The organism is Enterobacter sp. R-25 (assembly GCF_049913205.1).
In the GTDB taxonomy this organism is placed as follows: Bacteria; Pseudomonadota; Gammaproteobacteria; order Enterobacterales; family Enterobacteriaceae; genus Enterobacter; species Enterobacter ludwigii.
Genome location: NZ_CP183982.1, coordinates 4,179,319 through 4,192,508, shown reverse-complemented (window position 1 = coordinate 4,192,508; position 13,190 = coordinate 4,179,319). Strand labels below are relative to the sequence as shown.

Here is a 13,190-nt window from a genome sequence, read left to right as displayed (position 1 = left end):
TTTTTATCCTGTTTATCCCATCTTCAATGGGGTAACGAAGGGTTAGGTTTATCAATAGTAGTGCTGATTGTACTGAAAAAACGGCTCAGATAAACGTTACCTTACGCGTTGTGTTTTTTTTCTTCATGTATTGATGGTAGCACTTGTCAAAGGCTCGCGTTTTGCGTAATATTCGCGCCCTATTGTGAATATTTATAGCGCACTCTGATTCATACGAGGATGTGCGCGGAAGCGGAGTTTATATGTACGCGGTTTTCCAAAGTGGTGGTAAACAACACCGAGTAAGCGAAGGTCAGACCGTTCGCCTGGAAAAGCTGGACATCGCAACTGGCGAATCTGTTGAGTTCGCAGAAGTTCTGATGATCGCAAACGGTGAAGAAGTCAAAATCGGCGTTCCTTTCGTTGATGGCGGCGTTATCAAAGCTGAAGTTGTTGCTCACGGTCGTGGCGAGAAAGTTAAAATCGTTAAGTTTCGTCGTCGTAAACACTACCGTAAGCAGCAGGGCCACCGTCAGTGGTTCACTGATGTGAAAATTACTGGCATCAGCGCCTAAGACCTGAGGAGAGATTTAAATGGCACATAAAAAGGCTGGCGGCTCCACACGTAACGGTCGCGATTCAGAAGCTAAACGCCTGGGCGTTAAGCGTTTCGGTGGCGAATCCGTTCTGGCGGGTAGCATCATTGTTCGTCAACGTGGCACCAAATTCCACGCTGGCAACAACGTAGGTTGCGGTCGTGACCACACTCTGTTTGCTAAAGCAGACGGTAAAGTGAAATTTGAAGTTAAAGGCCCGAACAACCGTAAATACATCAGCATCGTTGCTGAGTAAGGTTTTCTCGGTCCGGTAACGGATTAAAGCCCCGCAACCTGTTGCGGGGCTTTTTACATTGGAAACCCGGTAATTTTTTCTGTAGGGAAAACGGGCATGAAGCAGCAGGCCGGCATTGGTATTCTTTTGGCGCTCACGACCGCAATGTGCTGGGGTGCGCTGCCAATTGCAATGAAGCAGGTACTGGAAGTGATGGAGCCGCCAACGGTGGTGTTTTATCGCTTTCTGATGGCAAGTATCGGCCTTGGGGCCATCCTCGCGATCAAAGGTAAGCTTCCGCCGTTGCGTATCTTCCGTAAACCGCGCTGGCTGGTGTTGCTGGCTATCGCGACGGGTGGCCTGTTCGGTAACTTCATACTGTTCAGTTCTTCCCTGCAGTATCTTAGCCCCACGGCGTCGCAGGTGATTGGTCAGCTTTCACCGGTCGGCATGATGGTCGCCAGCGTCTTTATCCTCAAGGAGAAGATGCGTGGCACGCAAATTATCGGGGCGAGCATGTTGCTCTGTGGTCTGGTGATGTTCTTCAACACCAGTCTGATAGAGATTTTTACCCGACTGACGGATTACACCTGGGGTGTGATCTTCGGTGTGGGAGCAGCAACGGTTTGGGTGAGTTATGGCGTCGCGCAAAAGGTGTTATTGCGTCGTTTGGCCTCACAGCAGATCCTCTTTTTGCTGTACACTTTGTGTACAATAGCATTATTGCCGTTAGCAAAACCGGGTGTGATCACCCAGCTTAGCGACTGGCAACTGGCGTGCCTCATTTTTTGTGGGCTGAACACGCTGGTCGGTTATGGCGCGCTGGCCGAAGCGATGGCGCGCTGGCAGGCAGCACAGGTGAGCGCACTCATTACGCTTACCCCGCTGTTTACGCTGTTATTTTCAGATTTGTTATCAATGGCCTGGCCCGATGTCTTCGTCAGACCGATGCTCAACATGTTGGGCTATCTCGGTGCGTTTGTCGTGGTTGCGGGCGCGATGTATTCCGCCATTGGTCATCGTCTTTGGGGGCGTTGGCGCAAAAATGAAGCGGTCGTAGTAGTCCCCCGCTCAGGCGAATGAGTTACGGAGAGTAAAATGAAGTTTGTTGATGAAGCGACAATCCTGGTCGTGGCAGGTGATGGCGGCAATGGTTGCGTGAGCTTCCGCCGTGAGAAATATATTCCACGTGGCGGTCCTGACGGCGGTGACGGTGGGGACGGCGGTGACGTGTGGCTGGAGGCGGATGAGAACCTCAACACGCTGATCGACTACCGTTTCGAAAAATCCTTCCGCGCTGAGCGTGGTCAGAACGGTCAAAGCCGTGACTGTACGGGCAAACGCGGTAAAGACGTGACCATTAAGGTTCCGGTCGGTACGCGTGTGATTGACCAGGGGACGGGCGAAACCATGGGCGATATGACCAAACACGGTCAGCGTCTGATGGTGGCGAAAGGCGGCTGGCACGGTCTGGGTAACAGCCGTTTCAAATCGTCCGTAAACCGTACCCCGCGTCAGAAAACGATGGGTACGCCGGGCGACAAGCGCGATCTGCAGCTGGAGCTGATGCTTCTGGCCGATGTCGGGATGCTGGGTATGCCAAACGCCGGTAAATCGACGTTTATTCGCGCGGTCTCTGCAGCTAAGCCAAAAGTGGCGGATTATCCGTTTACCACGCTGGTACCAAGCCTGGGCGTTGTCCGTATGGATAACGAGAAGAGCTTTGTGGTTGCTGATATCCCGGGTCTGATTGAAGGTGCTGCAGAAGGTGCCGGTCTGGGTATCCGCTTCCTGAAACACCTTGAGCGCTGCCGCGTACTGCTGCATCTCATCGATATCGATCCAATCGACGGTTCCGATCCGGTAGAAAATGCCCGCATCATTATCGGCGAGCTGGAAAAATACAGCGAAAAACTGGCGAACAAGCCGCGCTGGCTGGTCTTTAACAAGATCGATCTGATGGATAAAGCCGAAGCGGAAGCGAAAGCGAAAGCCATTGCTGAAGCGATGGGCTGGGAAGATAAATACTACCTGATCTCCGCGGCAAGCCAGGTTGGCGTGAAAGATCTGTGCTGGGATGTGATGACCTTTATCATCGAGAACCCGGTTGTTCAGGCTGAAGAAGCGAAACAGCCAGAAAAAGTCGAATTCATGTGGGATGACTACCACCGCCAACAGCTCGAAGAGCTGGAAGTGGAAGAGGAAGAAGACTGGGACGACGACTGGGATGAAGACGACGAAGAAGGTGTCGAGTTCATCTACAAGCACTAATCGCAGTTTAAAGCCCCCGGAAGGGGGCTTTTTTATTGCAGGCTGGACGGCAACCAGCAGCTGGCGATTAAGCCGCCCTCAGCACCATTCTCCAGCGTCAGCTTGCCGTGGTGGAGCTGCACGATACGTTGCACAATGCTCAGCCCCAGGCCGCTGCCACCGTAGCGCTGGTCAAGACGACGGAACGGTTCAGTAATCAACTGGCGGTGCGCTTCATCTATCCCCGGCCCCTGATCGATAACGCTGACCTGTGTCCCCCCGTCAACGTCGGCCAGAGTCACGCGAATCGTTGTGCCTGACGGACTGTAGCGCCCGGCGTTCTCAAGCAGATTGCGCAGCATCAAACGCAGAAGTACCGCATCACCCTGCACCGTGAGCGGACTTTTGTCCGGCCATATCACCGTATGCTCTTTGGCTTCATGCCCAAGACCGAGCGGCATGATGATATCGTCTGTCCAGTTGACGGTTTCATAGTGACCGCTCGCCATCGCCTGTCCGGCACGGGACAACATCAGCAGTTGCTCAACCGTGTGCATCAGCTGATCGATACGGGTAATTAACGTCGTGGCCTGTGGAGAGCCGGACTGCGCCATCAGTTCCAGATGCAGTCTGATCCCCGCAAGCGGCGTTCGCAGCTCGTGAGCGGCGTCCGCGGTGAAGAGACGTTCCTGTTGAATGGTGTGATCCAAACGGGCGAGGAGCTGGTTGAGCGAGGTTGTGACGGCACCAATTTCTTCCATGTCGGAATAGACAGGGAGTGGGGTTAAGTTATCCGCCGAGCGGTTCGCCAGGCTGACGCGCAGTTGATTCAGCGGCCGGGTTATCCAGGTGACCGCCCAGAATGAGAAGCACAGCGTAAAACCGACCATCACCAGAGAGGGAACCAGCAGCGAGGCAATCGCTTCACGGATCTCTTTCTCGACATGATTATTGCGCGATTTCGCCGAGAGCGTTTCGTTGACCAGAAAACCAATCTGTTCACGGCTTTCATGCCAGAGCCAGATCACGCTTATCAGCTGGAAAAATAACAGAATGACCGCCAGCAGAACCATTAATCGCCGACGCATGCTGTTCATTTCTGGCTCTCCAGACGATAGCCTACGCCACGGACAGTTTTAATCCGGTCTTTACCCAGTTTGCGACGCAGATTGTGAATATGCACTTCGAGGGTATTTGAGCCCGGATCGTCCTGCCAGGAGTAAATATCCTGCTGCAGGGTTTCGCGGTGTACCGTTTGTCCGCTGCGCATAATCAGGCGCGTCAGCAGCGCGAACTCTTTAGGGGTTACTTCAACCGGCAGGGACTGGCACAGCACCTGCTGGGTTTGCAGATTCAGCGTAATATCGCCGTCGGTCAGTAAGTTATCGCTGTGTCCCTGATAACGACGAATCAACGCCCGTACCCGCGCCTGAAGCTCCGCAAGGGCAAACGGTTTCACCAGGTAATCATCAGCGCCAGAATCGAGGCCGTTGATACGATCTTCAATGGCATCACGTGCCGTCAGGATCAATACTGGATTGGCGATACCCCGGCGGCGCCACTGGCTTAGCTGCGTAGCGCCGTCTTTATCCGGTAAGCCTAAATCGAGGATCACCAGACTGTATTCGCCGCTCTGGATCAGGGCATCCGCCTCAGCCGCCGTGGCGGCGCAGTCGAGGGCATATCCTTCATTGGCCAGCGCCAGAGCCAGCCCTTCCTGCAATAACAGATCGTCTTCAACTATGAGTAGTTTCATCGCTAGTTATTCTGGTAGATGTCCTTATAAAGCCTGCTTTCGAAGCGAACCAGTGGAATACGACGATTACGCTGGTCGGTCGGTTCGACGGCATAGCCGGAAAGATACTGCACGAATGCCATGCGTTGCCCGCTGGCGGTAGTGATGAAGCCTGCAAGGTTATAAACCCCCTGCAGTGAACCTGTCTTGGCTGAAACTTTTCCATCCACCCCGGCCGCATGAAGGCCGGCACGGTACTGAAGCGAACCGTCATGCCCGGCAAGTGGCAGCATCGAAATAAAGTTTAGCTCAGTGTCATGTTGTGCAATGTACTGAAGTACTTGCATCATCGTTGCCGGGGAGATCAAATTATGCCGCGATAACCCGGAGCCATCGACGGCAATGGTGTTGCCAAGATCGATCCCCGCCTGTTGGCGCAGGATCTGACGTACGGCGTCGGAACCCGCACGCCAGGTTCCTGGCACGCCGAAACGCGCGTGACCAATCATGCGGAACACCGTGTCAGCAATCATGTTGTCAGACTTTTTCAGCATAATCCGTAGCAAATCGTGCAGCGGCGCAGATTGTTTGCTGGCGATGACCGTACCGGGTTGATTAACCTGCGTCTGGCGCAGCAGGGTACCGGAATAGGTTATTCCCGCCTGCTTCAGTTCATCCTTGAGAATGGCACCCGCATAGCTTGCGCCATCCTGTATCGCAAAGGCCAGCGGCAATGGGTCGGCGCGCTGTGTCAGGCACCCGGTCAGCGTGAAGCGGTTAAGATCGCCTGGCACCACGTCCAGCTCGCAATACTGCGCATCCGGGGAGCCTTTTGCGAGGGTACGAACCTGGCTGAACATCGTCACCGGGTAGTAAGACGCCACGCGAATAAACGCTAAGTCATCCGGTTTTGGCGCGCTGTAAAGTGAAATGGAGAAGCAGTTACGATCCACAATCGCGGCGGCTGGCGGAGCGCTAAAGCACTGCGTCATGTCGTTCCACGGCCATCCTGGCGCTTTATCGTGGCTGGCAAAAATAGAGGTGTCGATTAACACATTGCCATCAATCTTCTGCACGCCAGATTTTTTCAGCGACGCGACCATGTTGCGGATATCCTGGCGTTTAAACGTAGGATCTCCCCCGAAACGAGCGATAAGATCGCCTTTCAGTTCGCCACCCTCGATGTTGCCTTTGGTCTCGAGCGTGGTGGTAAAACGGAAGTCAGGTCCAAGCTGAAGCAGGGCGGCGAGTGCGGTGATCACCTTCTGGGTACTGGCAGGCAGCGCCATCTGTTGACTGTGATAGTCAATCTCTGGCGACTGCGCCCCGACCTTCTGCACCATCAAGGCAAGGTTGGCACCTGCGGGGAGCTGATTAATGTACTCATCAACATTCGCGGCCTGAACGCTGAACGCTATACTGGTAGTCAATCCGATGATAAATCTGGAAAATCGCATAATCTCGCGCTAACAACCCGAAAACAAACCGTCATACTACGGTGCATAGCACTGCAAAGTAAACGATGACCCATAGTGAACTTCGCGGTAAAATGCGTATCAAATTGAAAATTGTTGCTGACCTGGGGCTTCGCTCCCGGGTCGGTTTTCTTTTTGCTTCTGGCCCGCTCATGGGGGCCGGGGCAGGGAACACTGCTCCCAACAGGAATGTTTAAGAGGTATAACAAATGCAAGCTATTCCGATGACCTTACGTGGTGCCGAAAAACTGCGCGAAGAGCTGGATTTTCTGAAATCCGTTCGTCGCCCTGAAATCATCGCCGCTATCGCGGATGCGCGTGAGCATGGCGACCTGAAAGAGAATGCTGAATACCACGCGGCGCGTGAGCAGCAGGGCTTCTGTGAAGGGCGTATTAAAGATATCGAAGCAAAACTGTCCAATGCGCAGGTTATCGATATCACCAAAATGCCTAACAATGGCCGCGTCATTTTTGGTTCAACCGTTACCGTGCTGAACCTGGACAATGACGAAGAGCAGACTTATCGCATCGTGGGTGATGATGAAGCGGACTTTAAACAGAATCTGATTTCGGTGAACTCCCCGATTGCTCGCGGCCTGATTGGCAAAGAGCAGGATGATGTTGTCACTATCCGCACCCCGGGTGGCGAAGTGGAATACGAAATTATTAAGGTTGAATACCTGTAATTCGCATCTCGACTAAGATGTTGATACATTGTAAAGAAAAGAAAAAGGCCGCATAGCGGCCTTTTATCAACTCAAGGAGCGTGGCATTTTGCTCACCTGCTGACAGAAATCCCTCGTTTTACACAGAAAATGTGTTCGATTCAGGATATCCTTAGCGTGGCAGCGAGATTTTACGCTCTTTAGATGGGCGATAGAGCACCAGCGTTTTACCGATGACCTGTACATTACAGGCACCCGTTTCACGCACGATGGCTTCCACGATCAGGTTTTTAGTGTCTCGGTCTTCAGAGGCGATTTTCACCTTGATCAGCTCGTGGTGTTCCAGCGCTTGTTCAATCTCGGCAAGCACCCCTTCGGTCAAACCATTGTTGCCAAGCATGACTACAGGCTTGAGCGGATGTGCCAGACCTTTAAGGTGCTGTTTTTGTTTAGTACTCAGATTCATCGTATATTTTTGCTTACGTTGGGATTGAAAACGGTTCATTCTACCGCCATCTCCCTTATATCGCCAAATAGCTGCGTAGAAATTTACGTCACAGGCAAGTAACGATGAACCAGGACGGAAATGTTAAATGACAGGTAAAAAGCGTTCTGCCAGCTCCAGCCGCTGGCTTCAGGAACACTTTAGCGATAAATATGTTCAACAGGCACAGAAAAAGGGGTTGCGTTCCCGTGCCTGGTTTAAACTTGATGAAATACAGCAAAGTGACAAACTTTTTAAGCCGGGAATGACGGTTGTCGATCTCGGTGCAGCACCTGGCGGATGGTCCCAGTATGCGGTTACGCAGATCGGTGGAACGGGCCGAATCATCGCATGCGACCTTTTACCAATGGATCCCATCGTCGGTGTCGACTTCCTTCAGGGCGACTTTCGTGATGAATTAGTGCTGAAAGCGCTACTTGAGCGTGTAGGTGATAGTAAGGTCCAGGTTGTCATGTCAGATATGGCACCAAATATGTGTGGAACACCGGCGGTGGATATCCCCCGCGCCATGTATTTGGTGGAGCTAGCGTTAGAAATGTGTCGTGATGTACTAGCGCCTGGTGGTAGTTTTGTTGTGAAGGTGTTTCAGGGCGAAGGTTTCGAGGAGTATCTTAAGGAAATTCGCTCCCTGTTTGCGAAGGTTAAAGTTCGTAAGCCGGACTCTTCCCGGGCCCGTTCCCGAGAAGTGTATATTGTAGCGACCGGGCGAAAATGATAACCCGCGTCTTTCAGACGAAAGTTTGAATGACACGGGATATAGAGTATCCTGACGCTGTTTTTAACACAGTTGTAATATGAGGTTAATCCCTTGAGTGACATGGCGAAAAACCTAATACTCTGGCTGGTCATTGCCGTTGTGCTGATGTCAGTATTCCAGAGCTTTGGGCCCAGCGAGTCGAATGGCCGCAAGGTGGATTATTCTACCTTCCTGCAGGAGGTCAATCAGGACCAGGTTCGCGAAGCGCGTATCAACGGACGTGAGATCAACGTTACCAAGAAAGATAGTAACCGTTACACGACTTACATCCCGGTGAACGATCCTAAGCTGCTTGATAACCTTCTGACCAAAAACGTCAAGGTGGTAGGCGAGCCGCCAGAAGAACCAAGCCTGCTGGCTTCTATCTTCATCTCCTGGTTCCCGATGCTGCTTCTTATTGGCGTCTGGATCTTCTTTATGCGCCAGATGCAGGGCGGCGGTGGCAAAGGTGCCATGTCGTTCGGTAAGAGCAAGGCGCGTATGCTAACGGAAGATCAGATCAAGACCACGTTTGCCGACGTTGCAGGTTGCGACGAAGCAAAAGAAGAAGTGGGCGAACTGGTTGAATACCTGCGCGAACCGAGCCGTTTCCAGAAACTGGGCGGTAAGATCCCGAAAGGCGTTCTGATGGTAGGGCCCCCGGGTACCGGTAAAACCCTGCTGGCGAAAGCCATCGCGGGTGAAGCGAAGGTGCCGTTCTTTACTATTTCAGGTTCTGACTTCGTTGAAATGTTCGTGGGTGTTGGTGCATCTCGTGTGCGTGACATGTTCGAGCAGGCCAAAAAGGCAGCACCGTGCATTATCTTCATCGATGAAATCGACGCCGTAGGCCGCCAGCGTGGCGCAGGCCTGGGCGGTGGTCACGATGAACGTGAACAGACGCTGAACCAGATGCTGGTTGAGATGGATGGCTTCGAAGGTAACGAAGGTATTATCGTTATCGCGGCGACTAACCGTCCGGACGTTCTTGACCCTGCGCTGCTGCGTCCAGGCCGTTTCGACCGTCAGGTTGTGGTTGGTCTGCCGGATGTACGCGGTCGTGAACAGATTCTGAAAGTTCACATGCGTCGCGTACCGCTGGCACCGGATGTCGACGCGGCAATCATCGCGCGTGGTACGCCGGGCTTCTCCGGTGCTGACCTGGCAAACCTGGTCAACGAAGCTGCACTGTTCGCTGCTCGCGGTAACAAACGCGTTGTGTCGATGGTGGAGTTCGAGAAAGCGAAAGACAAAATCATGATGGGTGCGGAACGTCGCTCCATGGTGATGACGGAAGCGCAAAAAGAGTCCACGGCTTACCACGAAGCCGGTCACGCGATTATCGGTCGCCTGGTGCCGGAACACGATCCGGTGCATAAAGTGACGATTATTCCGCGCGGTCGTGCGCTGGGTGTGACGTTCTTCCTGCCGGAAGGCGATGCCATCAGCGCCAGTCGTCAGAAGCTGGAAAGTCAGATTTCAACCCTTTACGGCGGTCGTCTGGCAGAAGAGATTATTTACGGTGCGGAACATGTTTCGACCGGTGCGTCCAACGACATTAAAGTCGCGACCAACCTGGCGCGTAACATGGTGACCCAATGGGGCTTCTCCGAGAAGCTGGGTCCCCTGCTGTATGCGGAAGAAGAAGGCGAAGTGTTCCTGGGCCGCTCCGTGGCGAAAGCGAAACACATGTCCGATGAAACCGCACGTATTATTGACCAGGAAGTGAAGCTGCTGATCGAGCGTAACTACAATCGCGCCCGTCAGATCCTGAACGATAACCTGGACATTCTGCATTCGATGAAAGATGCGCTCATGAAATATGAGACCATCGATGCTCCGCAGATTGACGACTTGATGGCTCGCCGCGAAGTGCGTCCGCCAGCGGGTTGGGAAGACCCAGGCGCTTCCAACAATTCTGACAACAATGGCACACCGCGTGCGCCGCGTCCGGTCGATGAACCGCGTACGCCGAACCCGGGCAACACCATGTCAGAACAGTTGGGCGACAAGTAAGTCACTGCTGTTGAAATCTATGTTTGCACCTCAAACCCTGGAGCTTGCTCCGGGGTTTTTCTTTTCTGTAAAACCATATTGATACCAGGGATTTGACCATGAAACTATTCGCCCAGGACTCGCATCTCGATCTCTCACATCCGCATGTGATGGGTATCCTGAATGTCACGCCTGACTCCTTCTCTGACGGCGGCACGCATAACACGCTTATCGAGGCTGTGAAGCACGCAAATTTGATGATTAACGCGGGCGCCACCATCATTGACGTAGGCGGGGAATCGACGCGCCCTGGGGCGGCAGACGTTTCGGTGGAAGAAGAACTGGCGCGCGTGGTGCCTGTGGTTGAAGCTATCGCACAGCGGTTCGAGGTGTGGATCTCCGTCGATACGTCTAAACCTGAAGTGATCCGTGAAGTCGCGAGAGTGGGTGCTCACATCATCAATGATATTCGCTCGCTGACGGAGCCTGGCGCACTGGAGGCGGCCGCGGAGACCGGGCTACCGGTTTGCCTGATGCACATGCAAGGACAGCCGAAAACCATGCAGGAAGCGCCAAAGTATGACGATGTTTATGCCGACGTAAATCGCTTCTTTATTGAGCATATTGCACGTTGTGAACGTGCGGGTATCGCAAAAGAGAAATTGCTGCTCGACCCGGGGTTCGGTTTCGGTAAAAATCTCTCTCACAATTATGAGCTGCTTGCGCGCTTATCGGAATTCCATCATTTCGACCTGCCATTGCTGGTTGGTATGTCGAGAAAGTCGATGATTGGTCAGTTACTGAATGTAGGGCCGAGCGAACGTCTGAGCGGAAGTCTGGCCTGCGCTGTAATTGCGGCGATGCAGGGCGCGCACATTATTCGTGTCCATGACGTTAAAGAAACAGTAGAAGCCATGCGTGTAGTGGAAGCTACACTGGCAGCGAAGGAAAACAAACGCTATGAGTAATCGTAAATATTTTGGTACCGATGGTATTCGTGGGCGCGTGGGTGATGCGCCAATCACCCCTGATTTTGTACTGAAACTGGGCTGGGCGGCGGGTAAAGTCCTTGCGCGTCATGGCTCCCGTAAAATCATCATTGGTAAAGATACCCGTATCTCCGGGTATATGCTGGAGTCAGCGCTGGAGGCCGGTCTGGCTGCCGCGGGGCTTTCCGCTTCCTTCACTGGCCCAATGCCAACGCCTGCTGTGGCATATCTGACGCGTACTTTCCGTGCTGAAGCAGGGATTGTGATTTCGGCCTCGCATAACCCGTTTTATGACAACGGCATTAAATTCTTCTCCATCGACGGCACTAAGCTGCCGGATGAAGTGGAAGAGGCGATCGAAGCGGAGATGGAAAAAGAGATTACCTGTGTCGACTCCGCCGAGCTGGGTAAAGCGAATCGCATTGTCGATGCTGCGGGTCGTTACATCGAATTCTGCAAAGGTACTTTCCCGAACGAACTGAGCCTGGCCCATCTTAAAATTGTGGTGGACTGCGCCAACGGTGCGACCTATCACATTGCGCCGAATGTTTTCCGCGAACTGGGTGCGAACGTGATTACCATCGGCTGTGAGCCCGATGGACTGAATATTAACGAACAGGTGGGGGCGACTGACGTTCGTGCTCTGCAGGCGCGCGTTCTGGCGGAAAAAGCCGATCTGGGCATCGCACTGGATGGCGACGGCGATCGCGTGATCATGGTCGATCACGAAGGTAATAAGGTCGACGGCGACCAGATCCTCTATATCATTGCGCGTGAAGGTCTGCGTCAGGGCCAGCTGCGCGGCGGTGCAGTAGGCACGCTGATGAGCAACATGGGTCTGGAGCTGGCGCTGAAACAGCTGGGTATTCCGTTTGTCCGTGCAAAAGTGGGCGACCGCTATGTGCTGGAAAAACTGCAGGAAAAAGGCTGGCGCATCGGGGCTGAAAACTCAGGCCACGTGATCCTGCTTGATAAAACCACCACCGGAGACGGTATCGTCGCTGCGCTGCAGGTTGTTGCCGCCATGGCGCGCAACCATATGAGCCTGCACGATCTCTGCAGCGGCATGAAAATGTTCCCGCAGATCCTGGTGAATGTGCGTTTCACCGCCGGTAAAGGCGACCCGCTGGAAAATGAAAATGTGAAAGCGGTGATGGCTGACGTTGAAGCCGCGCTGGGCAACCGTGGGCGTGTTCTGCTGCGTAAGTCTGGAACCGAACCGCTGATCCGCGTAATGGTGGAAGGCGAAGACGAGGCGCAGGTGAATGAATTTGCGCACCGTATTGCGGATGCCGTAAAAGCTGCATAGTTTTTCACGTTAAGTGATTAAAAAGGCGGCGCTTGCCGCCTTTGTTTTGAGCAATTGATGGCTTTTTGCTGTTTTTTTCCGCAGTTGATACAATGCGTCAAAATTGCCCTTGCGAAGCACATTCGCTTTGGTTAGTATTCACACCCGCTTCAGTGGGAAACAAAAATCCTGCTAATTGGTCGAAGCATTGGTATGCGGCAAATCCGCAAGGAACAGGTTGATTATGTACGAAGCTCTTTTAGTTATTTTCCTTATTGTAGCCATCGCTCTCGTAGCGCTGATCATGCTGCAGCAAGGTAAAGGCGCTGATATGGGAGCCTCCTTCGGAGCAGGCGCTTCCGGTACGCTGTTCGGTTCAAGTGGTTCTGCGAACTTCATGACCCGCACAACGGCGATTCTGGCTACGCTGTTCTTCATCATCAGTCTGGCGCTTGGCAATATCAACAGCAACAAGACCAGCAAAGGAAGCGAGTGGGAAAATCTGAGCGCGCCAGCGAAAACTGAGCAGACTCAGCCAGCTGCACCGGCTAAGCCGACCAGCGATATCCCGCACTAAGTATTCAGTACCGAGGTGGTGGAATTGGTAGACACGCTACCTTGAGGTGGTAGTGCCCTAACGGGCTTGTGGGTTCGAGTCCCATCCTCGGTACCAATATTCCAGAAGAAAGACGTCGAAAGACGTCTTTTTTTTCGTCTGTAGATTTCGTCTGTAGAAGGAGCG

14 protein-coding genes and 1 tRNA gene are annotated in these 13,190 nt (G+C 53.2%); 11 read left to right on the top strand and 4 right to left on the bottom strand.

Annotation, left to right across the window (positions count from 1 at the left end):
• The first annotated feature begins 242 nt into the window (after positions 1–242).
• The 4 genes from rplU (at position 243) to cgtA (ending at position 3,081) form a co-directional block, all read left to right on the top strand.
• The gene (gene rplU / locus ACN9MQ_RS19985) at positions 243–554 is read left to right on the top strand and encodes a 50S ribosomal protein L21 (protein WP_003025032.1); all 312 of its coding nucleotides are present in this window, start codon (positions 243–245) and stop codon (positions 552–554) included.
• 19 nt (positions 555–573) lie between these two features.
• On the top strand, positions 574–831 hold the full coding sequence (gene rpmA, locus ACN9MQ_RS19980; protein ID WP_004385076.1) for a 50S ribosomal protein L27: 258 nt from the start codon (positions 574–576) through the stop codon (positions 829–831).
• 96 nt (positions 832–927) lie between these two features.
• Positions 928–1,893, top strand: coding sequence for a DMT family transporter (locus ACN9MQ_RS19975; RefSeq protein WP_014171799.1), 966 nt, complete (start codon positions 928–930; stop codon positions 1,891–1,893).
• A 15-nt stretch (positions 1,894–1,908) separates the two neighbouring features.
• Positions 1,909–3,081, top strand: coding sequence for an Obg family GTPase CgtA (cgtA, locus tag ACN9MQ_RS19970; RefSeq protein WP_014171797.1), 1,173 nt, complete (start codon positions 1,909–1,911; stop codon positions 3,079–3,081).
• Between the two features lie 32 nt (positions 3,082–3,113).
• On the opposite strand, the gene pmrB is transcribed toward cgtA, so the two are convergent.
• The 3 genes from pmrB to dacB are packed head-to-tail and all read right to left on the bottom strand — an operon-like array spanning position 3,114 to position 6,252.
• Complete coding sequence (pmrB, locus tag ACN9MQ_RS19965; RefSeq protein ID WP_020883533.1) at positions 3,114–4,157, bottom strand: two-component system sensor histidine kinase PmrB; 1,044 nt, start codon at positions 4,155–4,157, stop codon at positions 3,114–3,116.
• Complete coding sequence (gene pmrA, locus ACN9MQ_RS19960; protein ID WP_014171795.1) at positions 4,154–4,816, bottom strand: two-component system response regulator PmrA; 663 nt, start codon at positions 4,814–4,816, stop codon at positions 4,154–4,156. Before pmrA ends, pmrB begins: the two co-directional genes overlap by 4 nt.
• A gap of 2 nt (positions 4,817–4,818) precedes the next feature.
• Positions 4,819–6,252 carry a serine-type D-Ala-D-Ala carboxypeptidase gene (gene dacB / locus ACN9MQ_RS19955; RefSeq protein ID WP_025202924.1) on the bottom strand — a complete coding sequence of 478 codons (1,434 nt, stop codon included), beginning with the start codon at positions 6,250–6,252 and terminating at the stop codon, positions 4,819–4,821.
• A 227-nt stretch (positions 6,253–6,479) separates the two neighbouring features.
• Here dacB and greA point away from each other — a divergent pair, with 227 nt between their 5' ends.
• On the top strand, positions 6,480–6,956 hold the full coding sequence (gene greA / locus ACN9MQ_RS19950) for a transcription elongation factor GreA (RefSeq protein WP_014171793.1): 477 nt from the start codon (positions 6,480–6,482) through the stop codon (positions 6,954–6,956).
• Between the two features lie 151 nt (positions 6,957–7,107).
• Here the strand turns inward: greA and yhbY are convergent, their stop codons facing one another.
• Positions 7,108–7,401, bottom strand: coding sequence for a ribosome assembly RNA-binding protein YhbY (gene yhbY / locus ACN9MQ_RS19945; RefSeq protein ID WP_003861814.1), 294 nt, complete (start codon positions 7,399–7,401; stop codon positions 7,108–7,110).
• 127 nt (positions 7,402–7,528) lie between these two features.
• Between yhbY and rlmE the strand changes: the two genes are divergently transcribed.
• From rlmE to ACN9MQ_RS19915, 6 genes are all read left to right on the top strand, one after another.
• Complete coding sequence (rlmE, locus tag ACN9MQ_RS19940; RefSeq protein ID WP_014171792.1) at positions 7,529–8,155, top strand: 23S rRNA (uridine(2552)-2'-O)-methyltransferase RlmE; 627 nt, start codon at positions 7,529–7,531, stop codon at positions 8,153–8,155.
• Between the two features lie 102 nt (positions 8,156–8,257).
• On the top strand, positions 8,258–10,192 hold the full coding sequence (gene ftsH, locus ACN9MQ_RS19935) for an ATP-dependent zinc metalloprotease FtsH (RefSeq protein WP_025202925.1): 1,935 nt from the start codon (positions 8,258–8,260) through the stop codon (positions 10,190–10,192).
• A gap of 98 nt (positions 10,193–10,290) precedes the next feature.
• Positions 10,291–11,139 (top strand): dihydropteroate synthase, encoded by an 849-nt coding sequence (gene folP / locus ACN9MQ_RS19930; RefSeq protein WP_020883535.1) that lies wholly within the window; start codon positions 10,291–10,293, stop codon positions 11,137–11,139.
• Positions 11,132–12,469 (top strand): phosphoglucosamine mutase, encoded by a 1,338-nt coding sequence (glmM, locus tag ACN9MQ_RS19925; RefSeq protein ID WP_014171789.1) that lies wholly within the window; start codon positions 11,132–11,134, stop codon positions 12,467–12,469. Before folP ends, glmM begins: the two co-directional genes overlap by 8 nt.
• Before the next feature lie 223 nt (positions 12,470–12,692).
• On the top strand, positions 12,693–13,025 hold the full coding sequence (gene secG, locus ACN9MQ_RS19920; RefSeq protein WP_020883537.1) for a preprotein translocase subunit SecG: 333 nt from the start codon (positions 12,693–12,695) through the stop codon (positions 13,023–13,025).
• 9 nt (positions 13,026–13,034) lie between these two features.
• Positions 13,035–13,121, top strand: a tRNA-Leu gene (locus ACN9MQ_RS19915).
• Positions 13,122–13,190: the final 69 nt, after the last annotated feature.

Excerpts from the sequence above, each read along its gene's own strand:
- greA (WP_014171793.1), top strand. The coding sequence starts at position 6,480 with ATGCAAGCTATTCCGATGACCTTACGTGGTGCCGAAAAACTGCGCGAA.
- pmrB (WP_020883533.1), bottom strand. The coding sequence starts at position 4,157 with ATGAACAGCATGCGTCGGCGATTAATGGTTCTGCTGGCGGTCATTCTG.
- pmrA (WP_014171795.1), bottom strand. The coding sequence starts at position 4,816 with ATGAAACTACTCATAGTTGAAGACGATCTGTTATTGCAGGAAGGGCTG.
- rpmA (WP_004385076.1), top strand. The coding sequence starts at position 574 with ATGGCACATAAAAAGGCTGGCGGCTCCACACGTAACGGTCGCGATTCA.
- dacB (WP_025202924.1), bottom strand. The coding sequence starts at position 6,252 with ATGCGATTTTCCAGATTTATCATCGGATTGACTACCAGTATAGCGTTC.
- yhbY (WP_003861814.1), bottom strand. The coding sequence starts at position 7,401 with ATGAATCTGAGTACTAAACAAAAACAGCACCTTAAAGGTCTGGCACAT.
- folP (WP_020883535.1), top strand. The coding sequence starts at position 10,291 with ATGAAACTATTCGCCCAGGACTCGCATCTCGATCTCTCACATCCGCAT.
- rplU (WP_003025032.1), top strand. The coding sequence starts at position 243 with ATGTACGCGGTTTTCCAAAGTGGTGGTAAACAACACCGAGTAAGCGAA.
- ACN9MQ_RS19975 (WP_014171799.1), top strand. The coding sequence starts at position 928 with ATGAAGCAGCAGGCCGGCATTGGTATTCTTTTGGCGCTCACGACCGCA.
- secG (WP_020883537.1), top strand. The coding sequence starts at position 12,693 with ATGTACGAAGCTCTTTTAGTTATTTTCCTTATTGTAGCCATCGCTCTC.
- glmM (WP_014171789.1), top strand. The coding sequence starts at position 11,132 with ATGAGTAATCGTAAATATTTTGGTACCGATGGTATTCGTGGGCGCGTG.
- rlmE (WP_014171792.1), top strand. The coding sequence starts at position 7,529 with ATGACAGGTAAAAAGCGTTCTGCCAGCTCCAGCCGCTGGCTTCAGGAA.
- ftsH (WP_025202925.1), top strand. The coding sequence starts at position 8,258 with ATGGCGAAAAACCTAATACTCTGGCTGGTCATTGCCGTTGTGCTGATG.
- cgtA (WP_014171797.1), top strand. The coding sequence starts at position 1,909 with ATGAAGTTTGTTGATGAAGCGACAATCCTGGTCGTGGCAGGTGATGGC.